Here is a 25961-nt window from a genome sequence, read left to right on the forward strand (position 1 = left end):
TTACGTTTACTGAAACAATTGTTTGATAAATGTCGTATCGATATCCTTAGTGAGCTTATAATCTTTCATGTAATTTTCCTCATATAAATACACGAATAAATGCTGGTCATCATCCAAACGCAAGCCAATTTCCCTGTTGTCATTAATTGAGAGTGTTAGCCAGTATGCTTCATGAGAATCAGAATTCGAAAACCACACCTTTTTTAAAGGTAGGTCCTTGAATGGCTGCATAATTTGATTGATTTCTGCTGCGTCAGTAATCGTTACTGTTTTTTCATCTGAGGAACGAATAATTTCAATCTCATGAATTTCCTCCATTTCGAGACGTTCTGTTACCTCTGTTGTAAAATCAGTGTCTCGTGTTAACAGCATTGTCGAGATATACAGAATAAGTAGTGGTAGTAAAATGCCTAGAAGTAGTTTGTATCTTTTTTTCATGCTGGTCTCCTTAAATTCTAAAAATTCACACATATGTATTCTTTTCCACGCTATAATTGAGCATATACTGAAATGATGAAGGAAGGCAATTAAATGACACATAATCATGAAGAAAAAGAACTATTTTACCCAAGTGGAATCATCATGTATCGAGGTGGCGTCAAAAAGAATGATTTCGGTCACGATATTTATGACGGCAAAGGCTCGTTATTTGATCAAGAGGGAGAATTATTATTCGAGGGTGAATTCGTCAATCATATGAAGCAAGGCAATGGCATTATGTATTTGAAAGGACAACTCATTTATCAGGGTGAATTCATTCAAAATAAAAAACAGGGTCATGGCATTTTATATAAGGATGGTCATATCCATTATGAAGGTCATTTTCGCAATGATTTAATGGACGGCTATGGTGTCTTATATTATGAAGAAGAAGTAATTAGGCCTTATCAAACACTAAGAGCACAGTACCCACATTTAAATCAACCGCAGTATGAGGGTGACTTTGTCCACGGCATGAAAAAGGGAAAAGGCAAGCAATACTATCCAAATGGATTTTTACAATATGAGGGTGATTTTATTTGGCATCATATGCAAGGGGCTGGCAAGCTGTATTATCCTACGGAATCACCAACAACTGAGGAGCTTGCACGTGGCGTAACTACACTCCACTATGAAGGTCATTTCTTTGAGGACCTAAAGCATGGTAAAGGCAAAGTATATGCTAGAGATGGAATTCTAGAAGCGGAAGGGCAATTTAAAGAGGATATGATGACAGGGCAAGGAACGCTCTATTATGCCAATGGGCAAGCTTCCTATATTGGTGACCTCGTTCAAGGCAAAAAACATGGACGAGGCGATTATTTTAATGAAGAAGGCAAAATTATTTATAGTGGTGAATTTATCAACGATGAGCGGTTACGCATTACACCTGAAGTCGAGCAAGAGATTGCCAAGCTACAAAAACAATTAGATAGTCTTGTAGGTCTTCCGAATGCAAAGAAGGAATTACATAATTTAATAAACTTTATTAAAATTCAAAGTCTGCGTGTGGATCATGGCTTAACAAGCTTTCCTATTACGTATCATCTTGTCTTCTCGGGCAATCCAGGCACAGGTAAAACAACCGTGGCACGCATTATTGGCCAAATCTACAAGCATCTTGGTGTTCTTTCAAGTGGGCATTTTGTGGAAACAGATCGTGCAGGATTGGTCGCTGGCTATGTTGGACAAACAGCGTTAAAGGTTCAGGAAGTCGTTAACAAAGCAAAGGGCGGGGTACTTTTTATTGATGAAGCCTATTCATTAATAAATGATAAGCAGGATGCATTTGGGAAGGAAGCGATTGATAGTTTATTAAAGACAATGGAGGATCTACGTGATGACTTGGTAATTATTGTTGCGGGCTATACAGAGCTAATAGAAGAATTTTTACAATCTAATCCAGGCTTTAAATCTCGCTTTAATCATTTTGTACAATTTGATAATTTTAGCACGGATGAACTTTATGATATTTTTGCGATGCTTTGTCAAACGAACGATTATCGATTTGGCGAAGCATTTGCCCAACATATGAAAACACAGCTACGTCATATGCCGATTGAAACCATCCCTAATTTCTCGAATGGGCGTTATATTCGAAACTTGTTTGAAAAACTAGTGACGATCCAATCAAACCGATTGATTCAACAGGCAACAATCTCTAGAGAAGAACTCATGACATTTGAGGAGCAAGATATTTTACAGGGCATTGCAGAAAAGTTGTTTGACAATACTTTTTAAGACGAGGAGTAAATTCATGAAAAAGCTATTAGTGTTTATTTTAGTGTGTGCATGTATTTTACCACGACTAGTAACAGTTCATGTTACAGTAAATAATCATATTAATGTACGCCATAAAAACGATAAAAGTGGATGAGTGATGTATAAAGTGGTAATATAAGACAAAACATACGTTAGCGTATTTTTTTGGAGGGCAATCATGCAAGTAACGAAAGAGGATTGGATTAGAGCGGGTCTAGAGCAATTAGCAGAAGCGGGGATCCATAAAGTACGTATTGAAGCACTTGCTCGATCATTAAACATTAGTAAAGGTAGCTTTTATCATTATTTTCGTGATCGTCAACAACTATTAGATGCCATGCTAGACTATTGGGAAAACCATGCAACAAAGGCCATTATTCAAAATATGGAGCAAGTTGATGCTACTTTAGAGCAGCTTTTACGGATAAGTTTTCACAAAAATAAAAAAATGGAGATAGGCATTTATGCTTGGGCCAAATATGATTCAGATGTCGCAGCGCGTATTGTTCAAATAGAGGAGCAGCGAATAGCCTGTGTGGCGACGCTCTATCAAAAAAATGGGATAAGCATAGACGAATCCACTGATCGTGCAAGATTGGCTTATTTAACCTACATAGGCTGGATGACACGATTTGATGCCAATCCTCATTTCGATCTCGAAAAAATGATTAAGCTGTTAATACAATAAGAAGGTCTCTCAGAGCTGACATAAGCTTTGAGGGACTATATTTAACGCTAGAACATACGGTATCGTATGTAAATGTGAAGAGGAGGTAGAACATGTTTATTTTATCAATTGTCGCAGTGGGACTATTATGGCTTATTAGTGTCCTACATATTTATTGGGCCTTTGGTGGTCGATGGGGTACAGAAGCTGTTATTCCTATGAAAGAAGGCAGCCAACAAGCCGTTTTTACGCCGAGAAAATGGGGAACGCTCTTTGTTGCAATGCTGTTGATGCTAGCAAGTGGTATCATCCTTGTTCAAGGAGGCTTCATGCCATTTTTTCAAGCCTCTATTTATTCAAAAGTAGGAAGCATCGTTTGTGCGCTAGTATTTTTGCTACGAGCAATTGGTGATTTTAAATATGTTGGTATTTTTAAAACGATTAAGCATTCCAAGTTTGCTCAAAATGATTCAAAATGGTATAGTCCTTTATGCTTGTTTCTTAGCTTTGTTTATGTGCTGGTGTTAGTTTAACAGTAATTTTACTTTAACAGGGGGAGCAGTATGGGGGGAAATAAAATGGAGCAAATGATCTACTTACTTCGTCATGGTGAGACGACTTATAATACGCAAGGGAGATATCAGGGACAGCTTGATTCCCCACTCACTGAGCGTGGTCGGGAGCAGGTTCAGCAAAATGCACGCATGCTGAAGTCACTCATTGGTGATGTAGATGACTGGACCATCCTATCAAGTCCAATGGGAAGAGCTATGCAAAGTACAGCCATACTTTGTGAAACACTTGGCTATGACGGCAACAGGGTGAGGCAGGATCCACGTTTAACAGAGGTTGCTGTGGGACAATGGGCTGGTTTAACCATGGCGGAAATACAGCAAAAATGGCCTACCTTGTTAACGAACACGGATGCCTTCAATTGGTATTTTCGTGCACCAGATGGGGAAACCTACGAAGCTGTTGTAAGCAGATTAACGGCTTTACTTGAAACGATTCAACCACTTTCAAAAGTGATTGTTGTCTCGCATGGCTTGACTGGTCGTATTTTACGCGGCGTCTATGCGAGTCTAAGCAAAGAAGAGACGCTCAAGTTAGAGGTTTCTCAAGATGTAATATTCAAATTAACAAATAAAGAGATTAAAAGAATTAGTTCAAATGTTGATGATGATTTTTACCTGTGAAAATATTTGAGCACATCCCATTTTTCTCAAGGAATATTCAGAAATGCCGCCTCTTATAATGTGTAGGAGGCGTTTTTTATGAAAAAATGGATGTTATTCGGCTGTATTTGTATCATGGTTTTCTTATTTTATTTTACAAGCAAAACATATGAATTCACGCATCTAGAACTGCCATCATTACATAGTCAAAATGCTTTGTTACTCAATGAACAGGGCGATGCATTATACGAAAAAAATGCGGATGCTATTATTTATCCTGCATCCTTAACAAAGATCATGACAGCCATCGTTGCCATAGAGATGACAGATAATTTACAAACACAAACCATTGTAGAGCCCCAAACGATCGCGAACTATACGGCACAAAATGCTTCGATGGCAGGCTTTCAAGCAGGAGATTTTGTCACGATGGAGGATTTATTGTACGGCACACTCCTTGCCTCAGGTGCCGATGCAACAGGAACACTTGCAGATGCTGTCGCTGGCAGTGAGGACAAATTTGTCACGTTGATGAATAACAAGGCGCAAGAACTAGGCATGCATGACACACATTTTGTTAATACCAGTGGTCTACATGATGAGGCTCATGTATCCAGCGTGCGGGATATTAGCAAGCTTCTGCAATATGCATTAGAAAATCCTATCTTTTATCAAATATTTACCTCAAAAAGCTACACAACCTATGTTCCCAATCAATTAATCATCACAAACTCATTATTTACAAAATTACCGGGTCTAGACAGTCCGATAATAGGTGGAAAAACAGGGTATACCCCAGAAGCAGGACTGTGTCTAGCGTCCATAATCGAGAAAGAAGGGAAATCATTTTTATTCATTACAACCAATGCTCCTAGCTATCTATGGAACCCACCCCCACATATTGAAGATGCCCTAACTGCCTTCGAAGCTTTATAGGAGGAAAATTAATGAAAAAACCTCAACTTTTTCATGGTTTCCAGCGTCTTAATAGAAAGGGGGATATTTAAAGGACGGTGGTGGGTAACAGCCGTCAAATACGAGATTAAGGTGATGAACCGCTCCAAATAAGGAGAAAGCCGCTCACCTAAGTCGATAGTACCCTCTATTCTTCGGAACAGCATGAAGATGATCAATTCTTAAAATAGGAGCTAACAAAAAATCTACAAGATAAGCCACCATCATTTTATTATCATAATCTCTGCATAGTTTCGTAGAAAAAAGGGAAGGAGGAATGTATAAGTATTGACTAAAATAAAAATGTAGCAACATCGTAATAGGGAATCTAGTTGATTATTACTATTTTATGGCAGAGTTGTTTACTCTATAATGAAAGTTAAATCTTAGCAATTTTTTAGCAAACAGACATGGAAGACATCTAAGGGTGGTGTAGAACAATGAAAAAATATTTATCCTATGCAATCGTTTTGGCGTTTATGATGTGCATATTGGCTGGGAAACTTTCAGCAAGTGCAGAAGGGTCAGTGGTAATTCAAAAGGTAGTCAAGGATACGGTTATGTATGAAGAAGCTTCTACGAATAGCGCGGAGATCGGTGAACTAACAAAAGGAAGCTTTGTCTCAGTAACACAAGCAAGTAAAGGATGGACACATATTCAAACGCCAGAGCAGGAGGGCTATGTCACATCTGATGCTTTAGTCAAGTTGAAGTCTGAGGGATACCTGGTGAATCAAAAGGGTGGTACAACATTATTTACAGCCCCAAGTCAACATGCCCAGCATGTAGGACAGCTCTATGAGGGACGAATGATTTATGTGTATGGCACAGCACCTGGTGGTTGGTCTTTCGTTCAATATGGCGAGGAGATAGGGTATGTAGCGACAAACGCATTAAAAAAACCAGCTCCAACGAAGAAAAAAATTAATGCTGTTGCTGGTGCTGAATTACGTTTAACAGCTAGTCCAAACGGAGAAGTTTTGGGTACACTTCCCAATAAAACGACTGTCCAGTATTACATAACACTTGCTGGTTGGGCTTATGTAGAGGCAGGCGACCAAAAAGGGTATGTCAAAGCTTCTGAGCTAGCCGATATTCAGTTAATAGATAATAAAGTTTATAATAAAGGTGTACCAGTAGCGAAAGGCGCAAAAAAACGGGTAGCTTTAACATTTGATGATGGGCCTGATGCCAAGGTGACACCACAAATTTTGGCAACGTTAAAGAAATACGATGCCAAGGCTACATTCTTTATGGTAGGTAAAAATGTATCAAGAAATGCTGCAATCGTTAAACAAGTCTATGAAGCAGGACATGAAATCGGCAATCATACCTTGACCCATAAAAAATTAACGACTCTGTCAATAGCAGGCGTTAAACAAGAAGTCAATGGCACAAGTAATGCTATTTATGCAGCCATTGGGCATTATCCAACCGTTTTCCGTCCACCCTATGGGGCGACCAATGACCAAGTACGTTCTGTCATGACAATCCCCTCGATTTTGTGGTCGATCGATACACTAGATTGGAAACATCATAATCCAGATAAAATATTAGCGTATGTCAAAGCCTCTGTAAAAGATGGTAGTATTATTCTTATGCATGATATCCATCAAACAACAGCCAATGGTTTAGAAAATGTCATTCTTTATTTACAAAAGCAAGGCTATGAATTTGTTACAGTAAGTGAGATATTACAATAATAAGAAAGCTTTGCAATTGTCTACTCAGGACGACTGCAAAGCTCTTTTTTATTTAAATAAATTAATAGTTGTAATAATAATAGGAATACCAAATACATCGATTAAAAATGCGCCGACAATCGGTACAACAAGAAAGGCTTTTTTAGAAGGACCGAAGCGTTGCACAACGGCTGACATATTGGCCATGGCATTTGGTGTTGCGCCTAGACCATGTCCTGCAAAACCTGCTACCATGACAGCTGCATCATAGTTTTTGCCAAGTAATTTAAATAGCACAAAAATACTAAAGACAACAATAAAGAATACTTGCGCAAAAACAATGATAAATAATGGTAGTGCCAAATCAGCAATTTCCCATAACTTGATACTCATAAGTGCCATGGAAAGGAATACACCTAATGTGACATCTCCAATTAATGAGATGCTTTTCATATTAATGGCTTCAGGTTTGAATTTATCCATAATATTGCGTACTAAGACAGCCACAAACATAGCTCCTACATAGCCTAGCAGAACAAAACCTGTTGCTTCTGAGAATAGTGTGCCGACATACGTACCAACAGCCATACAGAAAGTAATTAATAAGACTTGTGTAAAGAACGAATCCGATGTAATTTGCTCATGTTTATTTTCATATTCGACTTCTTCCGATTCTTGTTCATCTGGTGTTAAATTATATTTACCTACTAAATATTTGACAATTGGACCACCAATTAAGCCACCAGCAACTAGACCACATGTTGCGGCTGCCGCACCAATTGTCATAGCTGAAGAAATCCCTAAATCTTCTAAGGTCTGGCCAAATGCCGCTGCAGCGCCATGACCACCCTCCATAGAAACGGCTCCTGCCATCATACCGATTAAAGGGTGGATCCCCATAAGTGAGGCCAGTGATACCCCAATGACATTTTGCATTAACGCTAGGAAGCCACATGCTAGCCAGTAAATAATCAGTAATTTACCACCGAGCTTTACAAGTTTAAAGCTTGCACCTAAGCCAATTGTCGTAAAGAAAGTAATCATAAATAAGCTTTGTAAAGAAGTATCAAGTGATATTTCTAAAATACCCGTTGTCTTTAAGATGGTGGCAAGAGCAGCGAACAATAAACCACCAACAACTGGTGCTGGGATACAGAAACGCTTTAAAAAGCCGATTTTATTGATAAGAAAGCTTCCTAGTGCAAAGAGTGCTACAGCTAGGAATACCGTTGTAATTTGATTAATTTCGATCATGAACCTTGCCCCCTAAGTAAGTTATTCAGTGCCTCATACACAAAATAGGCACCTAATTTCACTGTACGTCCGTTTTCATCTAATAACGGATTGACCTCACAAATATCAAATGAATGGGTGTGAGGGTGTGAAGTGACTTGTTGCAAAATAGAGCGCACAGTCGATGGGTCAAGCCCAAACGGTGAGGGAGCACTTACACCTGGAGCAAATGCGGCATTCAATACATCCATACATAATGTTAAAAGAATATAATCATGCTGATCCATAAAGTATTGTAATGCATCCGTTAATTGTTGTTGGTAGGCTACCGTCATTTGATCCTCATAAACATACTTCACATTTAATGCATCAGCTTTTTCGAAAAGTTCTCTTGTATTACCATAGCGTTGAATACCAACAACAAAATAGTCAGCGTGTGGATCCTGCTCTAAAATTTGACGGAACATCGTACCTGACGAAGATTGTTCATCATATGGTCGTAAATCAAAGTGAGCATCTATATTGATGATGCCGATTTTAGCTTCCTTTGGTAGGGCAGAACGAACGCCTAAATAATGGCCATACAGCGTTTCATGCCCGCCACCTAGCACAACACATGATAAGTTTTTTTGCAGTACTGCTGCTACGACTTCACCAAGCTCACGCTGTGCCTCCTCTAAAGCATGGTTTAGACAAACGATATTGCCAACATCAATAATTTGCTGATCGTTCTCAAATGTCCACGGTAAACTTGCTAAGCCTTCTCGTAGCGCATTGGGACCATTTGCTGCCCCTACACGGCCTTGATTTCGACGTACCCCTTCATCGCAGATAAAACCAACGAGTGCAGCACTTTTCTTATCTGAAGCGCTTACATCATTAATCGCGACTCTTTTTACTTGTTGATGTAAACGAAAGCTGCTTTTATTTGTCGTTGAATCTATTCGGCCTTTCCATTGTTTTTGATCTGTCATTGTGTACATAAACGTATCAACCCCATTGTGAATATTATTGTAGAAAAAGTATTGTTGTAATTCATTATATATTCACATAATTATAATTACTAATATATAATTAATATTAATCTATAGCTTTTAACTATAAATAATGGAGGTATCTATAGGTGGACATTAAACAACTACACTACTTTATCGCTGTTTCAGAACAGATGAATTTCTCGAAAGCCGCTGAAAGACTGCATATTTCGCAGCCTTCCTTAAGTAATGCGATTAAAAAATTAGAACAAGAGATTGGCTCCCCCTTATTAGAAAGAAATACTAGAAATCTGCAATTAACAGAAGCTGGAGAATTACTTTTTGAACGAGCAAAAGTTATTGTGAAAAATATGGAAGTGCTGAAAATTGAAATGAATGAAGTGATTGTTCACGGTACAAGAGACATCACCATTGGGGTCATGGAATCGATCAAGCATTGGCTTCCGAAAGTAATTGCCAACTATAAAAAAGACTATCCTCAAATGAAATTTCATTTAGTCGATATTTTAGGCAGTAAGCGGGTGAAAAAATCCTTGAGAAGCTATAAAACGCATGTAATCATCACTAATCAGCTAATGGATGATCCAGAGTTGGAAGTTCAAACCTTATATGAAGAGCGGTTGGTTGCAGTGTTACCTTTACATCATCCGTTAGCCCAAAAGGATACTATAACCATCTCAGATATTTGTGAAGAACCATTTATTATTAGTACCGAGGGCTTTCAAACAAGACGAGATATCTTAACATCATTTGAACAGGCTGGTAAAAGCATCAATATTCAATTTGAAATTGAGCGTTTTGAAACGGCTGTATCGCTCGTACGAGAACATTTAGGTGTGACCATATTACCTGAAAATTACTTGCAAGGTCCGACTGCAAAGACGATTGTAAAAAAGGAAATTGAGGGCGTGAATTTAAATCGGCATGTTTATCTAGTGTACTTAAAAAACCGTCATTTACCTTTAGCCATCCGACAATTATTGAAGGATATTTTACAGTTTTTTGAAAATAAAACGATGTAAGTCCATAGTAATAAATTTTCCGTTTTGTTAGAAAATTCAAAAATAGAACATTGCTTTACTAGAAAAATAGCGGTAACATTTATTGTAAGAATGAAAATGAACATTCATTCATTTTACGAAGTTCAAGCAAAGGGGGTATCTTCCGATGAATTTTTCCTATAGTGAAAAAGTTGTGAAGTTACAGGACAAGCTGACGAATTTTATGGAGCAATACATTTATCCAAATGAGGCCGTTTATACTGCACAGGTCGAGGCAATGGAGGATCGTTGGGGAGCGATTCCACCTATTATGGAGGAGCTGAAGCAGAAGGCACAACAGGCAGGTTTGTGGAATTTATTTTTACCAGATAGTGAATATGGGGCAGGTTTAACCAACTTAGAATACGCCCCTTTATGTGAAATCATGGGACGCTCACTTCTGGCACCCGAAGTGTTTAACTGTAATGCACCTGACACAGGCAATATGGAAGTACTAGTACGTTATGGCTCGGCACAGCAAAAAAAGCAGTGGCTTGAACCATTACTACGAGGCGAACTACGGTCGTGTTTTGCGATGACGGAGCCAGCCGTTGCATCCAGTGATGCTACAAATATTGAGGCGAGCATTGAACGAGATGGAGATGAATACATTTTAAATGGCCATAAATGGTGGACAACCGGTGCTGGGGATCCTCGCTGTAGAGTGGCTATTTTTATGGGCAAGCATAAAGATACAACGGCCCCTATCCATGAGCAGCAGTCTATGATTCTCGTACCGATGGATACACCAGGGGTAAAGGTGGAGCGTATGCTAACGGCTTTTGGCTACGATCATGCACCAGAGGGACATGGTGAGGTTACATTTACCAATGTGCGCGTACCGGTAGAAAATATTTTATGGGGTGAAGGTAAAGGCTTTGCCATTGCGCAAGGCAGACTAGGGCCAGGTAGAATTCATCATTGTATGCGTCTTATAGGTGCCGCAGAGCGTGCATTAGAGGAAATGTGTGTGCGTGTACAAGCGCGGCAGGCATTTCATCGACCACTAGCAGATCAAGGGGTAATGCGAGAGCGCATTGCGGAATCACGGATGGATATTGAGCAAGCAAGACTTTTAACATTGAAGGCTGCTTATATGATGGACACAGTAGGCAACAAAGAGGCAAAAGCTGAAATTGCTATGATTAAGGTAGTTGCTCCAAATATGGCACTTAGAGTCATTGATCGAGCTATCCAAGCATTTGGTGCTGCTGGGGTAGGCCCTGATACAACGCTTGCTGCACAATGGGCGAATTCTCGTACATTACGTTTAGCGGATGGACCAGATGAGGTGCATCGTAATACCATTGCTAAACTAGAATTGAAAAAGCATGCCAACAAACAAGAGGAGCTGGTGAAATGACGGTCCTAGAGTTATTTAGCTTAAAAGGTAAAACAGCGATTGTGACAGGTGGTGGACGTGGACTCGGCGCACAAATTGCACAAGGATTTGCAGAGGCAGGAGCCAATGTGGTCTTGTGCTCACGAAAGGTGGAGGCATGTGAGGAGGTTGCCGCAGGGCTCGAAAAGCTTGGTGTTCAAACATTAGCGCTAGCCTGTGATGTCACAAAGCCAGAGGATATTGCCAATGTGGTAGCCCAAACGATTACAACATTTGGTAGAATTGATATTTTGGTCAATAACAGTGGTGCATCATGGGGAACACCAGCCATTGATATGCCTTACGAAGCCTGGCAAAAAGTATTTGATGTCAATGTCAACGGGACATTTTTATTCAGCCAAGCAGTTGGCAAAATTATGCTAGAGCAGAAAGGTGGCAAAATCATTAATATTGCTTCTATCGCAGGACTAGGTGGTACGCTACCAGCCTTTATGGATACGATTGCCTATAACGCGAGTAAAGGGGCTGTCATCACTTTAACGAAGGATTTAGCTGTCAAATGGGGACCACACGGTGTCAATGTCAATGCCATTGCCCCAGGGTTTTTCCCTACGAAAATGTCCAATGTATTAATTGAACGTGGGCAAGACTATTTGATGGGTGTTACACCGCTAAAACGCTTAGGCTCAGAAAATGATTTGAAGGGCGTAGCATTATTTTTAGCAGCACCAGCTTCGGACTATGTAACAGGGGATGTCATTGTAGTAGATGGGGGCATGAGCTCCATTATTTAAGGAGGGAAAGAAAATGGATACGATGCAAGTAAGGTCAAGTGAACGTTTAGATGTAGATAAATTACATGCCTTTTTAGAGAGCCATTTCCCTGAGCTTCCACAGGATAGGCTTGAAATCACACAATTTAGTGCAGGGCATTCCAATTTGACGTATTGTTTAAAAATTGCTGATTTTGAAGCTGTTCTGCGTCGTCCTCCGCTTGGACCAGTTGCCAAAAAAGCGCATGATATGAAGCGGGAATTTACGATTTTATCGGCACTGCATCCATTTTTACCATCGGTTCCAAAACCATATGTCTATGTAGAGGATCGAGACATTATTGGTAGTGATTTCTTTTTGATGGAGCGCAAAAAAGGTATCGTCCTTGACACACATTTTCCAAAAGGCACAGAGCCAACAGAGGAACTGGCACGTCAGTTGTCCGAGATAATGGTTGATTCTTTAGTTGCATTACATGCGATCCCTTATCAGGACACACCGTTAAAGGATATGGTAAAGCCTGACGGATTTCTTGAAAGACAGGTGCATGGCTGGATCGAGCGCTATGAAAAAGCAAAAACCGCAGAACATAAAGAAGTAGCGATTTTAACAAAGTGGTTAAAAAACAATCTTCCCTCCAATAATGAGGCAACCATTATTCATTATGACTATAAATTGAATAATGCGATGTTCACTGAGGACTATAGCGAAATGATTGGTCTTTTTGATTGGGAGATGACAACGGTAGGGGACCCACTTGCTGATGTTGGTGTAGCAATGAGCTATTGGATGCAAGCGGATGACCCGAAAATGCTATTATATGCACTAGGAGAACCACCAGTAACTGTATTACCAGGCTTTTATACCCGACAGCAATTTATTGATCGTTATGCGGAGAAGAGTGGGCGAGATGTGTCAGCCATTCATTATTACTGTACATTTGCTTATTTCAAATTAGCCGTTATTTGTCAGCAAATCTATTATCGCTATGTTAAAGGACAAACGCAGGATGATCGCTTTGCTCAGATGGATAAAATGGTCGCTGCCCTCATACAACAAGCTTCTAAATCAATATAGTTTATGGAAAAACGGTTACTTTTAACAAAGTAGCTGTTTTTTTTATAGCCCAATATAACAGATTATCCGACATTAATTTATATAATTAATTATGCTAACTCGCACAACATTTACTCAAAAAACATAATAAATCACGTACAAGAAATCAAAAGAGTGGGAACGTTTGTTCTTATTTGTAAGAGATGTTAATCAATAATAATTTATTGTTTTTCGATAAAAAATAATTGACTTATAATAAAAATAACGCTATCATCAATAACAACAAGGTTTTAATAATATGGAGGAAGAAATAATGAAAAAATATTTACTTGCCACAATTCCGATGATCATGGGGATCGTTTGTTTATTTATAAAAGGCATTTTAGGAGATGAGATACTAGCAGATGGTACGGTAGTAGAGAAAAACTTCTTTTTAATTCCATTGAGCTATTTATTTTTCTTTAGCGGTATACTTACATTCTTGATTATGGCGTTATCTTCTTCATTCAAAAAACATAGTTCCGTATAATAATGCTAAAAACAGGCCCTGAATAGGAGCCTGTTTTTTATAACCATGTTTGATCTAGCTTATCACTATAGTAGTGAATAGCTTTTTTATAATCTTGAATGCCTTGATGATTGGTTGTGCGTAATATCGTGTTCAATAATGTTTCCATTGATTTTGCATGTTCGCCAAGATTATAAAGTGTCATGGCATAGAAGACCTTGATATGCTCCGCCTTCGGGAACTCGTGAATGGCTTGTTCAAAGATCCGTTTTGCTTGCTCGTATTGTCCAATAGTCCGATAGGTGCTCCCTAAACCAAGGTAGGCATCCACTAAAACTTCTGGTTCTAGCCCCAACTTTATCGCTTCTTCATAGTGCGGAACAGCCTCTTTTTCCTGCCCTAACGAATCAAATGTCCAAGCACATTGAAATTGATAATAAGCATTTTGAGGATGTTCCTTGACCAGTGCCACCATGCATTGATTTGCTTCCTCAAGCTGTCCGTTTTTTCTTAATGTAAGAATGTGTTCTAATTGTTTGTCCATTATATTTAACCTCTTCTTTACTTAAGTAACATACCATTCATAAAAACAATCTTCTATCAACAACTCAAATGAATCAGCTATTCGCTTAATTTCTCCACAATTATGATCCTAAAAACATGGCCTGATGGCTCGATGAAAATGGGATTAGCCCCACCATCCATTGAAATAAATAGCTGGTTTCTAAAATAGTAGTTGGAGATAGGCTCTCTTTTATATTGTTGGCGAAAATCCAGTGTTAAATCGACAACGTTTTCGTTTCCTACAGTGGATCCACTAGAAAAAGCATGAATTGCTAAACCTGCATATGCCCTCCAAACGTTTCAATGAATGCTACATAATTGCATGCAGTTGTTGCTGTGCATCTATTATTTACTTGCAGGTTTACCCACTAACGTTGGATGCTTATCAAAATGACCGCAAACGCCTTATTAGATCTTCCTTTATAGACACGCTCCCTTTATTAAGTATACACGATCCTTCATTGATAGGAATCTGTGGGAATGATATTGTTAATGTAAATAGTAACATCTACTGAGGTGATAGAATGCTAGAGCGTTCAATGGAAAAAACACGGGAAAACCAAGAGGAAAGGGAGTGATGATACAAAAATAGAAAAGAGGATGAAGATGATGACATATCAAAAACTTATGTGTGATGGATTTGAATTAAACTATTGTATAAAGGGGCAAGGCCAACCAATTTTAGTGGTGGGGAGTAGTGTTTATTATCCACGTCTGTTCTCAGAAGACTTTTACCAACATTTCCAGGTAATTTTTTTAGATCATCGAGGTTTTGGTAAGCCAGCTCAAGCATTTACGCAAGAAGAATATACATTGGACAAAATAGTGAAGGATATGGAGTATGCAAGACAAATCCTTCAGCTAGATGATTTGATTGTTTTAGGGCATTCAGGCCATGCATTTATGGCGATGGCGTATGCCAAAGCTTACCCCCAGCATGTTCAAAAAATCGTTCTATTAAATACGGCAACAACGAATAGTCAAGAAAGACAGCAGCAAAGCTTGTCTTATTTTGAGGCACATGCAAGTACAGCGCGTAAACATCAATTTGCGCACGATATAGCCTTGTTGGAGCAGGATTTAAAGAAGGAGCCTGAGCGACGCTTTGTTCATATGTGTATTCGTATGGGGGCACATAGCTTTTATGATTATATGTTCAATGCAACCGCTATGTGGGATAACGTTCATCCGAATATGGAAATTATTGATTATCTATGGGGTGTAGCTTTTGCGGAGCAGAACCTTTTACAACAAATGCATCAAGTAAACAAGCCGATTTTTGTAGGTCTAGGCAGGTATGATTATTTAGTTGCCCCTATATCATTATGGGATGCAGTGGACCCTATTCCTCATGTAAAGAAAGTCATTTTTGAAAAAAGTGGTCATAATCCTATGTTTGAAGAACCTGTATTTTTTAATGAACAACTAATTCAATGGATAAACGAGGGGTAGTCGAATGGCTGGTTATGCAATTAACCAGCCTATTTTAATATCTAAAAGAGGAGAGCCAAAGTATTAACTATCTCAACAAGCTTTGCGTATTGCCTCAATGTTTTGACAGTCCATAATGACTGGCCGTACTGTATCATCGATTTGAAGGAAGTATCCACAGCAGCTTTGCGGGACAAGATAGATAAAGTGAATTCCTAAAAATTGGATGCCGTCTGAGAGATATACATCTACTAAAGTCCCTGGTTCAAAACTTTCTAAGTGACTGCAAATACAGCTTTGACAATGATTTTTAACTTGGTTTTGTTTCTGATATTTTTTTTCAAATTGGGGACTATTATAATATTTGATTTTATAAGAATCTTCCTCAATAATAGGATGATCTACGCTGGGAGAGTGACCAAAGTAAACATTCTTTGATTCACAATAGCATTTAGAAAACTTATGATAATTGTTAAATTCCCCATCCATTCGTGTTAAATATCTGTTTCCATCCATTTCTAAAACGCTCCTTTATGATTACAATGTCTTGCTAGCATGAGTCATCTATTTCTAGTCTATGTGAAAGAGCCCTTTGGGAGATGGTAAAATGTCCATTTATCTGTACAATATAAGAAAAGGCTAAACTCATTAGTAGAGTTTAACCTTTCAAGTCGTAATCGCCTTTCAATAGTCCGTATATCTCTAAATCAACAACCCCCTTGCCAGACCATAATGAAGCTTGTCTCAAAAGACCCTCTTTCGAAAATCCATTTTTTAGCAAAACTTTTTTCGATGGTTCATTTAAAGGCATGACTTCTGCCTGAATTCGATTAACATTTACCTCCTCCATTAAAAATTTTACGATGACTGCAACTGCCTCTGATGCAATGCCCTTTCCCCAGAATGCTTCAGCTAAGTAGTAACCAATTGTTACCATATCTACTTTTTGATTAAAGTCCATTGCTTCGATAATTCCTACAAGTTTTTCACTCTGTGATTTTTCGAAGATTCCCCATTTAATTCTGCTTTTTTTCATATAATCACGTTCAAAATGGCCAATCATTTTTTGCACAGTTTGAAGGTTATGTTTTGGGATGATGCCACAATACTCAAATACCTTGTCATTATCATAAATAGCAAATAGCTCTTGTACATGTGAGTCTTCAATTTTTTTAAATTGTAAATTAGCTGAATGTAGGGTAGGGAACTGCTTAAATACTGTCTCAATAATCATCGACCTTGCTCCTTTTCTATTCTTTAATGGGAATGTAGATTTTCATTTTCATTTCATGTGGATAGATAGATTGCATGACATCGGTTATTTCAAAATCAGGACCCGTATCGCGCTGATAATTAGAATTCGGCAACCATACGCCGTAAATGAAACGTCTTGTATTTTGAATTCCTTCCGCAGTACCATTCAATGTAAACTCTGCATATTTACCAGCAGGAATTTCAAGGTGGGTAAAGCCTTTCTCTAATTGCTCCTCAAAGATTTCGACTTCCTCTCCTATAATAAAGGAAAACCGGCCATCCTCCTGAAAGTTTGTAGAAATGCCATACGCCATATTGGGAGCTACTTTATGTGAGATTTGCTCATAATACTGCTGTTGCCCAAAATCTAAATAAAAGCCTGGAATGTCTGCATAGTACTGTTCGTCTTGTATGGACGTTTTGTATTCATAGCCTACAATACGTTTTTTAGGTAATTGAAGTATTTCTGGTCGCTGCATAGGGAGTTCTCCTTCCAATTTATAATCCAAAAAATTTATTTTGGGTTGAAGTAGTATGGAGTTGGCCCCTTTACGGTATTTAGCAGGTGTGACACCAAAATACTGAACAAATGCCCGTGTAAATGCCTCCTGAGAACCATATTGAAAGTTGATTGCAATCTCAAGTATATTCTGCGTTGTTGTTGCTAATAAGGAAGCTGCTTCAGAGAGCCTCCTATTGCGAATATACTGCTGCACTGAAAAACCTGTAATGGCTTGGAAAAGTCGTTGGAAATGAAATGCTGAAAAGTATGACTGGGAAGAAATATCTGTAATCGTCAATTTTTCCTGTAGGTTTTCCTCAATAAACTCTATGGCGTTTTGAATTCTTTCAAAATAATCCATACCATCATCCTTTCTTAACTCAATGGTACTGTTTAATAGGAAGGGATTTTTGATAATTTGTGCTAATTTGTACATTAAATTGTAATGTATAGGAAATCAATAGAAACATTGATTGAAACAATAAATAAATGTATAATTTAACTAAATTTACAAGAAAGTGAGTGATAGATAATGATAGTCAGCTCTGTTTTCCCATTGAATATAAGAAAGGTGCGGGAGAATAAATAGATTAAATGATTTCTTCCGCAAAAAATCGGAGGAGACAATATGTACAAAAATTATGGACCATTAAGCACAGCACTTTATGATTTTACGAAACCAGTTGGATATTCCCTTGGTGGGGATATTGAATATTACCTAGAGCGACTGCAAGGTGTAAAGGGGAAGATACTAGAAGCTGGGGTTGGTTCTGGACGCTTCTTTATTCCTTTCTTGGAAAAAGGCTTTGATATAGAGGGAATTGATTATTCCCCAGAAATGCTAGCATCCTGTCGAAAAAGATGCCAAGAACGGGGATTGACGCCAGTGCTGTATGAGGGAAATATTAGCCAATTCACCTTAGGTCAGCAATACGAAGCCATTGTTATGCCTACAGGCTCGTTTTGTTTAATTGAAAATCATCAAGAAGCGCTAGCATCCTTAACTGCTATGTATCAGCACCTTGTTCCTGGTGGACGACTCCTAGTAGATTTATTACTTCCTACAGACTGGAAAACAGGTGAAATTACGACATCTTACCATCAAATTTCACAAGATGAAGGAATTACACTTGAAAGAAAATCGATTGCCATGAACTGGGTGGAGCAATATACGTTGATGGTTTTAAAATATGAGAAGTGGCAGCAAGGTACATTAAGGGATACCGAACTGCAAAAGTTTTTATTGCGCTGGTATGGGATTGAGGAATTTAAGCTTCTATTACAAAGTGTTGGCTTCTCTGATATAACTTGTTCAGCGAATTATAAGTTCCTTCAACAACCAACTGAAGAAACGTCACTCCTAACATTTGAAGCGGTACGTTAATTAAAATGACCAGTACTCCTTAAAAGAGAACTGGTCATTTTTATGAATTAGTCTAGTTTTAATTTAGTTGCAGTTCCGACTCCTTTTGTATGCACATCGACTTCAATTTGAACTGCAAGCTCTGGATAGAGGGTTAGCCAGTTCTTTTTAATTCGATTCCATGCTTGGTAGTCTTCACGATGTAGTACTTCACTAAATTTTAATAGATCAACTTGATAGGTTTGCTGAATCGTTTGAAGTGTTCTTTCTAATCGTTCCTTGATTTGTTTGCTCGTGACTTTATTTAAAGCATCGATGGTTTTTGATTTTGTTAAATCCAACGGGCAACTTATCTCTGCAACGTTTTGTTCAATATCAAGTTTGATGGAAATTGAAGGTAGATCATTTTGAAAATGCCCCGTCACTTTAGTTGAGGAATTAATAATTTCTGTTGAGATTTTCCCTTGCTCAGGACAGGCAATAATTTCAAATGTACTTTTTATATGATTATTTAAAAAACTATAATCTCTGCTTTCTTGTTCGGATAAATAGCCGATAAGTTTATAATTTTTAAAAATAGCCAGTCCACCATATTTTAATTGTGCAGGGCTATCAATTTTTTCTATATTCGAGCTAAAATCTCCAGCACCTGCATCACCATGTATATGAATAGAGGGTAAGACGGCACTATGATCTATACTACCTAATGATTGGATTAAATCATCAAGAATAACAGATTCTGTCGCGCCCCATACTGCTTCAGAAACCCTTAGTGATTTAAACATTTTACTTGCAGGAACATCTTCTAAAGGGGTTAAAACACTTAATATTTCTTGGGCAGTCGAATCATGAGAAACGATAATGTTAAAATCACTTCGTCCCTCAGGGTCTCTTTGAAATAAATCCAAAACGCTATTCATGCCTTCCTTAGCCATTTCTTCACCAATAATAATAATTTGGGCATGCGCATAATAGGGCTTTCTTGGTGTCAGCGATGTCAATTTTCGAATGGCTTCAAATAAGGATTTTCCTTTTGCATGGTAGGTATAGACAGGAACTTGATTGCTAGAGGCCTTTTTTGAGGCTACTTGACTTGGGTTAACAATCTGAACAGAAATTTCGAATAGCTCGTCCGATTTATCAACTCCAACAGCCGTAACAATCGCTAATTCGTTTAACTCCCGCTTATTCCAGCATCCACCCAGTAAAAGAAGCACTAATAGCAATAGGATGAATGATACCTTGTGTTTGATGGTGGACACCTCCTCTAGGAAAAGGGCGAAGTATTTCCGATACTATTAAGGATAAGCAAAAGACAGGCAAAATAATCAATAATGGAAATCTCAATGAATCTTTTTGAAGGAGAATAAAATGAAGAACACAAACTGTGAAATGGAGGTAAGAAAAATGAAACAATCCTTATTTAAAGGTGTAGAGGCCATTTTTATTCCAATAAAAGATCCCCAATTATCGGCTAAATGGTATGAGGAAATACTCGGATTTAAGCTTCTATATAGAGAAGAGGGCGCAGCAGTTATGAAGATTACTGAACAATCCCCCACAGTCATTTGCTTAGTAAAAGCTAAGGAGCATCAGCCATGTCATTTTCCAGACAATCACTTTGGTGTGGGGAAATATGTGAACTTCCTCTCTCAAAATATTGAAGAGACATACTTATTTCTAGTGGATCATCATGTTCAAGTCGAGGCTTTAGAAGGAGAAGGGGATACTAAATTTTTTACCTTCTATGACCCTGATGGGAATCCTTTAGGTGTTTGTCAAACATCATAAGCGGGTCACTGCGTTAACAGTGACCCTAGTAACAAATCTAGGAGGTGTAAGGCTAATTAGCTTTACACTACTATAGTATACTCATTCTCTATATTGAAATAGTTAATTGCCTGGGTAATAAAAAGAAAATTAAGAATTTTATAAAAATAAATAAGTTGGATCTATTTTTTGACAATATGCATATAATGGATAGTTTCAAAAGCACATAAGTAATCTGTTCGGTTTTGAAAATACAGCTCTTGAATCGCTGTTGGAGATAGATGTTCGTATATAAGCAAACCTAATCGATCTAGCATCCTCTCTATGTCCTCATAAGCATAGCATGATTTCATTGGTTCACCACCAACTGCGGCCATGTTGACCATGTTTTCTACTCTATTGGAGAGTCCTTTTTCCGTGAAGAGAGATTCATCAGCATAATCCAAAACAATGGAACTTCCTGATGGAACTAGGGTAAATAGATGATTGAGTAAGCTTGCTAATTCTAATTTTGTTAAGTAATAGGAAACGCCTAACAGACTAAAAAATGTTTTTTTAGATTGGAAGCCTTGCTCTACAAATAATGGAGCTTGAAAGTGCTTTGTAAAATCCATCGATACAAAATGCAGATGATTCAAGAGGGGGAGAGAAGCTTTCTGTAATCTTTTCTTTTTGGAAGCCTGTGTTGTGGGATAATCCACCTCAAAAATTTCTAGCATGGTTTGTCCTTGCTGCTGACGATACGGAAAAGTATCCAAGCCAGCACCTAAAATGACATATTGCTCGACACCAAGTTGTATTTCGCTATGCAAGACCCTTTCACAATAAGCAGCACGTGCCAAAGGAGTTGGTGAGAGTTGAACTTGTGTAATCCATTTTATTAATTCCTTTGAATTGTCTTTAAATTTTGTAGCGATATCTTTATTAAAAAATTCAATGCCCTGTATCATATTAGCTTGGATATTTTGATATTCTTCTTGTGAAATCAATTCTTTGGCTACATAATCATCAAAAATTTTCGGTGTATCAAATTGGCTATGGTAAGCTCTACTAAAGGCAGCCACTAATGAAGTGATACTAGATTCCTGTTGATTCATACCAACACTCCTTAACAAAAAATAGGATTCCCCTGGCCAGGAGAATCCTATTATATATAATATTAATATAAATTTTAGCATAAAAATATTTTTTTGTCAAGTATTAGGTGCTGAGAAAGAGGAGTAATATGAAAAAAATAAAATAGCCTTATCTTTACTCTTAGCAGTAATTGTTAGTGGCATAGGAAGATCAAAGCTCTTTTGCTACAGATCTATTAGAAAATTCCACTATAACACTACATCGTATAGATACAGATAAAGAAGATTAGTATGGTAGATGGCGCTGAGGACGTGTTTGATTTTGCAATTTAATTTGTAGCGTAAAAAATTTTTAAGAATGCGTAACTTTTTAAAACATCAGCCGTCTAACTCTTCAGTAGAATACAAAGAACTTAAGCAAACTAGTAACATTCACTTTTCACAAAAGGGCCAGGATTCACATTTTTTTCGTGTTCCTGGTCTTTTTGTGTTGGTGGTCCTATATTTTAACGAAAAAATAAAGAATTTATGAAACCTTTAGCCTGTTCATTCGTATTGTAATTTGAATCTAAAGCTAGACAAGATTTAGTAAGATTCACTTTCACTTAAAAGACTAGAGCTTACATCATCATGTGAGAATCTAGTCTTTTTTGTGTTCAGATATTGTTCAGTATAATATGTTAATCTTTGAAAGAAGATTTTTCATAGTCTTCAACCTAAACGCAAAATGACCAGTTCTCTTTAAAAGAGACTGGTCTTTTTGTTTCATGTTAATTTAGCAGACTAAGATTCTTCTGCATGTTTGATTAATAGCACGAAATAGTTATTAAAGGGAGAAATAAAACCATAGAGACCTGTATGTTTGTAACAGACTATGTCTGGCTTGTATTGCTTTCAGAATCATCATGCGAGAATGATGACGTGGATTTCATGCTTTAGCAGAAATCATTCAGTTAGTTATGTGAAAATAGCAAATGGGCATCCTACCTATACAGGAACAATCATGGATAAAAGAGACTATGTCATCAGCCGCCTATAGATAATTAAGAGTTTTCATGATTTCTTAATTTAAAGAAAATAAGAAATACTATAAAATTTGATAGAATGATTTATTTTCTCGAAAAAACATTAATTCTCACTAAAATTCTATTGGAAAATATTTTAACTTGTTCAGCGCCTCAAGTTGTCGTAGTATTATAACGAATCAAAACTAAGTTAGTTAGTAAGATTCACTTTCACAATAAAACCAGGTGCTCCCCAAAAGAGAGCAGCTGGTTTTTTGTTTATATGCGACTTGGAAGTCACGAGATAAATGAGTATGAAATATGTAATGAAGTATTAAAGGGAGCCGAATACTCTCCTCTTTAAAACAAAAAAATCCCATCTCTAAAATTTAGAGATGAGAGCTACTGTTCTTTAATCTAGCCACTCAATTGAACAATCGTTAAGGAGCGGTTAGCATAACTAGCGACGAAGGAATCTGAAGCTGCACTGGCTCCCACCAAGTCGCCTGCAGCTAATGTAGCTTGAACCACATAGGCTGAGCTACTTCTATTGACAACATTAAAGACTGCAATGCCGTTTAAAAAAATAGGTTGCCCATTGACGGTAATGCTAACTGTGAAAAATGGTTGATCAGGATCAGGTAACGCAGTTGCTTGTGCATTGATCGAAATGGTGATTTGATAGACACCGTCATTTTGAACGACCAATTCATTCCCAGATGGGCTAACCGCAACATTTGATAGCGGACCAACCACTTGGAAAGTGACGGGTGTTGCCTCAGGCGATAAAAGGCCCAATGTATCTCCTCTGAGGGATCCGTACGCTAAAACACTTCGATCTGGTGAAGGGACAGGAACAACAGGACCAGGAAGGGCAACAATTTTTGGAAAATATTTCATTTCATTTGGACAACAGTCCTGACATGTAAGTTTACCGAACATTCTCTAACCCTCCTCTATACTCTCAATATAAATAGTATATTCAACTCTGTTATCTTTAATTGAACGGACACCTAGGCAACAGATTAAGTTTGTTGATGGTGTCTATTTTGATAGCAGTATTCCAAAGTTTGAGATGTTGAAAGAGAAATTAACTGTTTCAACTCCCATCAAAAGAAAGCCCAGTATCAAGTCTGGGCTTTCCTTAGTTAACAGTATTAGAAAAGGCTACTTTCTCGCCTGAATCAAGGTGAACCAACTTTTTCCATTTAATGTACCAGAAACTCTGTATATAGGTTGATAGAAATCTTTTGTATCATACATATACGAGAGCTCTATTAAATCGACAGTAAGTTGATCGCCTTTTTTTATCAATAGTTCTTCTTCTGTTACGAGTGCATTATATTTTATCTGTGGAAATTCGCCATGCTTAATTCGCTCATACACCTCTGCAGGTGACAAAATATTTACTTCACGGATCAACTGATGCTCATGAATATTATACGATAATGAATACATACTACCATCTGGTTTCAAACCGAGGTCTACTTCACCAAGCCAATAATCTTGGTTCAATTCAGCTTGGTCAGGAAGCGTCCATTCAAATACGCCATTATCCAAAGCTGTAAACTCCCCATCTTTAGGAAGGAGAGAAAGCTCATCCATCATGCTCTTTGCCTTCTTCACAAGTGTTTCTTGGACAGCTAAAGAAGGTTGCACTGGCGTATAAAGATCGTCTGTTAGCAACCAATTTCCCTCTGAATTAATAAATAACGTATACGAGTTTTCCGCTTTGTCTTTTAATAAAACCTCACGATCACCACTAATTTCCTGCCGACTTAACTCTGATAAATCCAATTTCTTTTGCAACAGGGCCTCAACTTCATCTGTATGCATTATTTTTTTATACACTGGGGCAACGGTAGACGTTGCATGTAAATCTAATGAGGTGGTTACATCAACTTCCGACATATTCGATTTCGTGTAGGCGTTAATTGCTAAATGACCAAATTCCTGCTGAGCGTAGACAATCATCATGCCAACAAAAATTACCCCCATTATGAGAGGTATGGCCAGATTTCCGACTAAACTTTTTATTTTTACTTTTTTATGCTGAACAATAGAAGATCCTAGTCTATATAGCTGGTATCCCATAATCCCACCAAGCGAGTTGTTGATTAAATCATCAAGCTCGAAAATCCCTGCTCCTGTGAGTGTTTGATACGTTTCAATGGATAAAGTTGCAATTACCACTACAGGAAGAAGCCATTTAAACGATTTATATTTAGTGAAAAGTAGAGGTAAGAAAACGCCTAGTGGCACAAACATTAAAATGTTAAAAATACAATTTTGAAGATCACGTAACGAGTATTTCTTCCATGCATCTATATAGCCACTGAATGGTTGAAGATTCATTTGCATGAAATGAGAAGAACCACGTCCAAAAATCGTTAGTTCACATACAAATACAATATAGCCGATAAAGAGTGCTCCCAGTATCAATTGCTTAAAGTTTATTTTTTTTCGATTTGACTGTTGGTTTTTATGATAGAGGAAATAATAAAGTCCAATAAGTAAGAACTCAGCGCCAATAATAAGGATGACTGGCAACATTAAAATCCGAATGTTATTCATAATATCTGTAACGCCCAAAACAAGATGCTCCTAACTATGTTAATCTATTGTCGACTTTTCTTATTGTAAATGGTAATTATTAATAATTATTGAGAAAAATTATGAAGATTTCTTAAGATTTTGCAGCATATCTACTTGAGGGAATTTTCCGTAAAAAAGGTGAGGAACAGTTTGGAGATTATCTACAAAGTTTGTGAAAATTGCACGTTTAGAGACAAAGACAAACCTTGCTGTTTCGAATTATCAGCATAGTTTTATGGGCAATAAAGTATAGGTAGGCGTTTTTTATAAGACTTCCGTTATATTGTCTTGTCAGTCCTTGTAATCAAAATTGACGTAAACAATTGTCAGAAAATATCAATATACCCTATAATAAATAAAAAAGCTGAGAATAAGAGGTGAACTTATGGGGAAACCAGTAGATTACAATCTATTTCCGGGTTATAAAAACACACTTGACTCCAGACTTGATGAACGTAAGGAAGAATTTATTGAGGAACTAGAAAGAGCAAAAGTTGATGGACATATACTTGAATTTGAGAAAACAACAGAAGAATTGCCCCAATAGTAAGATCAAAGCATCTTGAAAAAGATGCTTTTTTCTTTTATTTGGAGCTTGTTTCTATGTATAAATTGGGCTTTTCACTTCAAGGAGCTCTTCCTTTTTAAGCGATAATAATTGAGAGAAATGTCAATAATCAATAGGATGTAAAGTACACTAAATACATTTAAAGTTAACGAAGGCAAAGGGAAAAT

General features: G+C 37.6%; 26 protein-coding genes. 15 read left to right on the top strand and 11 right to left on the bottom strand.

What is annotated here, in order from left to right; genetic code table 11:
- Window positions 1–6: 6 nt before the first annotated feature.
- Window positions 7–438: a hypothetical protein gene (locus V1L66_RS10065; protein ID WP_048392515.1), complete on the bottom strand. Its 432-nt coding sequence runs from the start codon at window positions 436–438 to the stop codon at window positions 7–9.
- Window positions 439–531: 93 nt separating this feature from the next.
- On the opposite strand from V1L66_RS10065, the gene V1L66_RS10070 reads away from it, so the two are divergent.
- The 6 genes from V1L66_RS10070 (at window position 532) to V1L66_RS10095 (ending at window position 6740) form a co-directional block, all read left to right on the top strand.
- Window positions 532–2220 (top strand): AAA family ATPase, encoded by a 1689-nt coding sequence (locus V1L66_RS10070; protein WP_333003830.1) that lies wholly within the window; start codon window positions 532–534, stop codon window positions 2218–2220.
- Window positions 2221–2419: 199 nt separating this feature from the next.
- Window positions 2420–2929: a TetR/AcrR family transcriptional regulator gene (locus V1L66_RS10075; RefSeq protein WP_016993288.1), complete on the top strand. Its 510-nt coding sequence runs from the start codon at window positions 2420–2422 to the stop codon at window positions 2927–2929.
- A 92-nt stretch (window positions 2930–3021) separates the two neighbouring features.
- Complete coding sequence (locus V1L66_RS10080; RefSeq protein ID WP_333003828.1) at window positions 3022–3441, top strand: DUF3995 domain-containing protein; 420 nt, start codon at window positions 3022–3024, stop codon at window positions 3439–3441.
- Window positions 3442–3486: 45 nt separating this feature from the next.
- Window positions 3487–4104 carry a histidine phosphatase family protein gene (locus V1L66_RS10085; RefSeq protein ID WP_036076450.1) on the top strand — a complete coding sequence of 206 codons (618 nt, stop codon included), beginning with the start codon at window positions 3487–3489 and terminating at the stop codon, window positions 4102–4104.
- A 78-nt stretch (window positions 4105–4182) separates the two neighbouring features.
- A complete protein-coding gene (locus V1L66_RS10090; RefSeq protein ID WP_333003825.1) occupies window positions 4183–5019 on the top strand; it encodes a serine hydrolase in 837 nt (278 codons plus the stop codon).
- Window positions 5020–5477: 458 nt separating this feature from the next.
- A complete protein-coding gene (locus V1L66_RS10095) occupies window positions 5478–6740 on the top strand; it encodes a polysaccharide deacetylase family protein (protein ID WP_333003823.1) in 1263 nt (420 codons plus the stop codon).
- A gap of 48 nt (window positions 6741–6788) precedes the next feature.
- Here the strand turns inward: V1L66_RS10095 and gltS are convergent, their stop codons facing one another.
- Both gltS and hutG read right to left on the bottom strand, forming a co-directional pair.
- A complete protein-coding gene (gene gltS / locus V1L66_RS10100; RefSeq protein ID WP_333003822.1) occupies window positions 6789–7973 on the bottom strand; it encodes a sodium/glutamate symporter in 1185 nt (394 codons plus the stop codon).
- A complete protein-coding gene (hutG, locus tag V1L66_RS10105) occupies window positions 7970–8935 on the bottom strand; it encodes a formimidoylglutamase (protein ID WP_333003820.1) in 966 nt (321 codons plus the stop codon). Before hutG ends, gltS begins: the two co-directional genes overlap by 4 nt.
- 140 nt (window positions 8936–9075) lie before the next feature.
- Here hutG and V1L66_RS10110 point away from each other — a divergent pair, with 140 nt between their 5' ends.
- The 5 genes from V1L66_RS10110 to V1L66_RS10130 all read left to right on the top strand — a co-directional run bounded on the left by V1L66_RS10110 (window position 9076) and on the right by V1L66_RS10130 (window position 13688).
- Window positions 9076–9969 (top strand): LysR family transcriptional regulator, encoded by an 894-nt coding sequence (locus V1L66_RS10110; RefSeq protein ID WP_333003819.1) that lies wholly within the window; start codon window positions 9076–9078, stop codon window positions 9967–9969.
- A 145-nt stretch (window positions 9970–10114) separates the two neighbouring features.
- A complete protein-coding gene (locus V1L66_RS10115) occupies window positions 10115–11350 on the top strand; it encodes an acyl-CoA dehydrogenase family protein (RefSeq protein WP_312127341.1) in 1236 nt (411 codons plus the stop codon).
- Window positions 11347–12123 (top strand): SDR family oxidoreductase, encoded by a 777-nt coding sequence (locus tag V1L66_RS10120; RefSeq protein ID WP_258860562.1) that lies wholly within the window; start codon window positions 11347–11349, stop codon window positions 12121–12123. The genes V1L66_RS10115 and V1L66_RS10120 overlap by 4 nt, the downstream gene beginning before the upstream one ends.
- Before the next feature lie 13 nt (window positions 12124–12136).
- Window positions 12137–13180, top strand: coding sequence for a phosphotransferase family protein (locus tag V1L66_RS10125; RefSeq protein ID WP_333003816.1), 1044 nt, complete (start codon window positions 12137–12139; stop codon window positions 13178–13180).
- 292 nt (window positions 13181–13472) lie between these two features.
- Window positions 13473–13688, top strand: coding sequence for a DUF3955 domain-containing protein (locus V1L66_RS10130; protein WP_409072222.1), 216 nt, complete (start codon window positions 13473–13475; stop codon window positions 13686–13688).
- Window positions 13689–13725: 37 nt separating this feature from the next.
- Here V1L66_RS10130 and V1L66_RS10135 read toward each other — a convergent pair whose 3' ends face one another.
- A complete protein-coding gene (locus V1L66_RS10135; RefSeq protein WP_257960826.1) occupies window positions 13726–14211 on the bottom strand; it encodes a tetratricopeptide repeat protein in 486 nt (161 codons plus the stop codon).
- Window positions 14212–14837: 626 nt separating this feature from the next.
- On the opposite strand from V1L66_RS10135, the gene V1L66_RS10140 reads away from it, so the two are divergent.
- Window positions 14838–15683, top strand: coding sequence for an alpha/beta hydrolase (locus V1L66_RS10140; protein ID WP_333003811.1), 846 nt, complete (start codon window positions 14838–14840; stop codon window positions 15681–15683).
- Window positions 15684–15755: 72 nt separating this feature from the next.
- On the opposite strand, the gene V1L66_RS10145 is transcribed toward V1L66_RS10140, so the two are convergent.
- The 3 genes from V1L66_RS10145 to V1L66_RS10155 form a co-directional block, all read right to left on the bottom strand.
- Window positions 15756–16178, bottom strand: a complete 423-nt coding sequence (locus V1L66_RS10145) for a hypothetical protein (RefSeq protein ID WP_312125801.1) — start codon at window positions 16176–16178, stop codon at window positions 15756–15758.
- A 142-nt stretch (window positions 16179–16320) separates the two neighbouring features.
- Window positions 16321–16896: a GNAT family protein gene (locus V1L66_RS10150; protein WP_333003809.1), complete on the bottom strand. Its 576-nt coding sequence runs from the start codon at window positions 16894–16896 to the stop codon at window positions 16321–16323.
- A 16-nt stretch (window positions 16897–16912) separates the two neighbouring features.
- Complete coding sequence (locus V1L66_RS10155; RefSeq protein ID WP_333003807.1) at window positions 16913–17779, bottom strand: effector binding domain-containing protein; 867 nt, start codon at window positions 17777–17779, stop codon at window positions 16913–16915.
- 267 nt (window positions 17780–18046) lie between these two features.
- Between V1L66_RS10155 and V1L66_RS10160 the strand changes: the two genes are divergently transcribed.
- The gene (locus tag V1L66_RS10160) at window positions 18047–18802 is read left to right on the top strand and encodes a bifunctional 2-polyprenyl-6-hydroxyphenol methylase/3-demethylubiquinol 3-O-methyltransferase UbiG (RefSeq protein WP_036076435.1); all 756 of its coding nucleotides are present in this window, start codon (window positions 18047–18049) and stop codon (window positions 18800–18802) included.
- Window positions 18803–18849: 47 nt separating this feature from the next.
- Here V1L66_RS10160 and V1L66_RS10165 read toward each other — a convergent pair whose 3' ends face one another.
- Entirely contained in the window at window positions 18850–20043 is a 1194-nt protein-coding gene (locus V1L66_RS10165) for a Ger(x)C family spore germination protein (protein WP_052125337.1), read from the bottom strand.
- A gap of 145 nt (window positions 20044–20188) precedes the next feature.
- On the opposite strand from V1L66_RS10165, the gene V1L66_RS10170 reads away from it, so the two are divergent.
- Complete coding sequence (locus V1L66_RS10170) at window positions 20189–20572, top strand: VOC family protein (protein ID WP_333003998.1); 384 nt, start codon at window positions 20189–20191, stop codon at window positions 20570–20572.
- Between the two features lie 161 nt (window positions 20573–20733).
- On the opposite strand, the gene V1L66_RS10175 is transcribed toward V1L66_RS10170, so the two are convergent.
- The 3 genes from V1L66_RS10175 to V1L66_RS10185 form a co-directional block, all read right to left on the bottom strand.
- Window positions 20734–21648 (bottom strand): SAM-dependent methyltransferase, encoded by a 915-nt coding sequence (locus V1L66_RS10175; RefSeq protein ID WP_333003803.1) that lies wholly within the window; start codon window positions 21646–21648, stop codon window positions 20734–20736.
- 1400 nt (window positions 21649–23048) lie between these two features.
- Window positions 23049–23573, bottom strand: a complete 525-nt coding sequence (locus tag V1L66_RS10180) for a hypothetical protein (RefSeq protein WP_333003801.1) — start codon at window positions 23571–23573, stop codon at window positions 23049–23051.
- Between the two features lie 225 nt (window positions 23574–23798).
- The gene (locus V1L66_RS10185) at window positions 23799–25223 is read right to left on the bottom strand and encodes a VanZ family protein (RefSeq protein ID WP_333003799.1); all 1425 of its coding nucleotides are present in this window, start codon (window positions 25221–25223) and stop codon (window positions 23799–23801) included.
- 388 nt (window positions 25224–25611) lie between these two features.
- Here V1L66_RS10185 and V1L66_RS10190 point away from each other — a divergent pair, with 388 nt between their 5' ends.
- A complete protein-coding gene (locus V1L66_RS10190; RefSeq protein ID WP_258859190.1) occupies window positions 25612–25773 on the top strand; it encodes a hypothetical protein in 162 nt (53 codons plus the stop codon).
- The last annotated feature ends 188 nt before the right edge of the window (window positions 25774–25961 follow it).

The organism is Lysinibacillus sp. IITD104 (genome assembly GCF_036698265.2).
Taxonomy (GTDB): domain Bacteria; phylum Bacillota; class Bacilli; order Bacillales_A; family Planococcaceae; genus Lysinibacillus; species Lysinibacillus boronitolerans.

Excerpts from the sequence above, each read along its gene's own strand:
- V1L66_RS10065 (WP_048392515.1), bottom strand. The coding sequence starts at position 438 with ATGAAAAAAAGATACAAACTACTTCTAGGCATTTTACTACCACTACTT.
- V1L66_RS10070 (WP_333003830.1), top strand. The coding sequence starts at position 532 with ATGACACATAATCATGAAGAAAAAGAACTATTTTACCCAAGTGGAATC.
- V1L66_RS10075 (WP_016993288.1), top strand. The coding sequence starts at position 2,420 with ATGCAAGTAACGAAAGAGGATTGGATTAGAGCGGGTCTAGAGCAATTA.
- V1L66_RS10080 (WP_333003828.1), top strand. The coding sequence starts at position 3,022 with ATGTTTATTTTATCAATTGTCGCAGTGGGACTATTATGGCTTATTAGT.
- V1L66_RS10085 (WP_036076450.1), top strand. The coding sequence starts at position 3,487 with ATGGAGCAAATGATCTACTTACTTCGTCATGGTGAGACGACTTATAAT.
- V1L66_RS10090 (WP_333003825.1), top strand. The coding sequence starts at position 4,183 with ATGAAAAAATGGATGTTATTCGGCTGTATTTGTATCATGGTTTTCTTA.
- V1L66_RS10095 (WP_333003823.1), top strand. The coding sequence starts at position 5,478 with ATGAAAAAATATTTATCCTATGCAATCGTTTTGGCGTTTATGATGTGC.
- gltS (WP_333003822.1), bottom strand. The coding sequence starts at position 7,973 with ATGATCGAAATTAATCAAATTACAACGGTATTCCTAGCTGTAGCACTC.
- hutG (WP_333003820.1), bottom strand. The coding sequence starts at position 8,935 with ATGTACACAATGACAGATCAAAAACAATGGAAAGGCCGAATAGATTCA.
- V1L66_RS10115 (WP_312127341.1), top strand. The coding sequence starts at position 10,115 with ATGAATTTTTCCTATAGTGAAAAAGTTGTGAAGTTACAGGACAAGCTG.
- V1L66_RS10120 (WP_258860562.1), top strand. The coding sequence starts at position 11,347 with ATGACGGTCCTAGAGTTATTTAGCTTAAAAGGTAAAACAGCGATTGTG.
- V1L66_RS10125 (WP_333003816.1), top strand. The coding sequence starts at position 12,137 with ATGGATACGATGCAAGTAAGGTCAAGTGAACGTTTAGATGTAGATAAA.
- V1L66_RS10130 (WP_409072222.1), top strand. The coding sequence starts at position 13,473 with ATGAAAAAATATTTACTTGCCACAATTCCGATGATCATGGGGATCGTT.
- V1L66_RS10135 (WP_257960826.1), bottom strand. The coding sequence starts at position 14,211 with ATGGACAAACAATTAGAACACATTCTTACATTAAGAAAAAACGGACAG.
- V1L66_RS10140 (WP_333003811.1), top strand. The coding sequence starts at position 14,838 with ATGATGACATATCAAAAACTTATGTGTGATGGATTTGAATTAAACTAT.
- V1L66_RS10145 (WP_312125801.1), bottom strand. The coding sequence starts at position 16,178 with ATGGATGGAAACAGATATTTAACACGAATGGATGGGGAATTTAACAAT.
- V1L66_RS10150 (WP_333003809.1), bottom strand. The coding sequence starts at position 16,896 with ATGATTATTGAGACAGTATTTAAGCAGTTCCCTACCCTACATTCAGCT.
- V1L66_RS10155 (WP_333003807.1), bottom strand. The coding sequence starts at position 17,779 with ATGGATTATTTTGAAAGAATTCAAAACGCCATAGAGTTTATTGAGGAA.
- V1L66_RS10160 (WP_036076435.1), top strand. The coding sequence starts at position 18,047 with ATGTACAAAAATTATGGACCATTAAGCACAGCACTTTATGATTTTACG.
- V1L66_RS10170 (WP_333003998.1), top strand. The coding sequence starts at position 20,189 with ATGAAACAATCCTTATTTAAAGGTGTAGAGGCCATTTTTATTCCAATA.
- V1L66_RS10175 (WP_333003803.1), bottom strand. The coding sequence starts at position 21,648 with ATGAATCAACAGGAATCTAGTATCACTTCATTAGTGGCTGCCTTTAGT.
- V1L66_RS10180 (WP_333003801.1), bottom strand. The coding sequence starts at position 23,573 with ATGTTCGGTAAACTTACATGTCAGGACTGTTGTCCAAATGAAATGAAA.
- V1L66_RS10190 (WP_258859190.1), top strand. The coding sequence starts at position 25,612 with ATGGGGAAACCAGTAGATTACAATCTATTTCCGGGTTATAAAAACACA.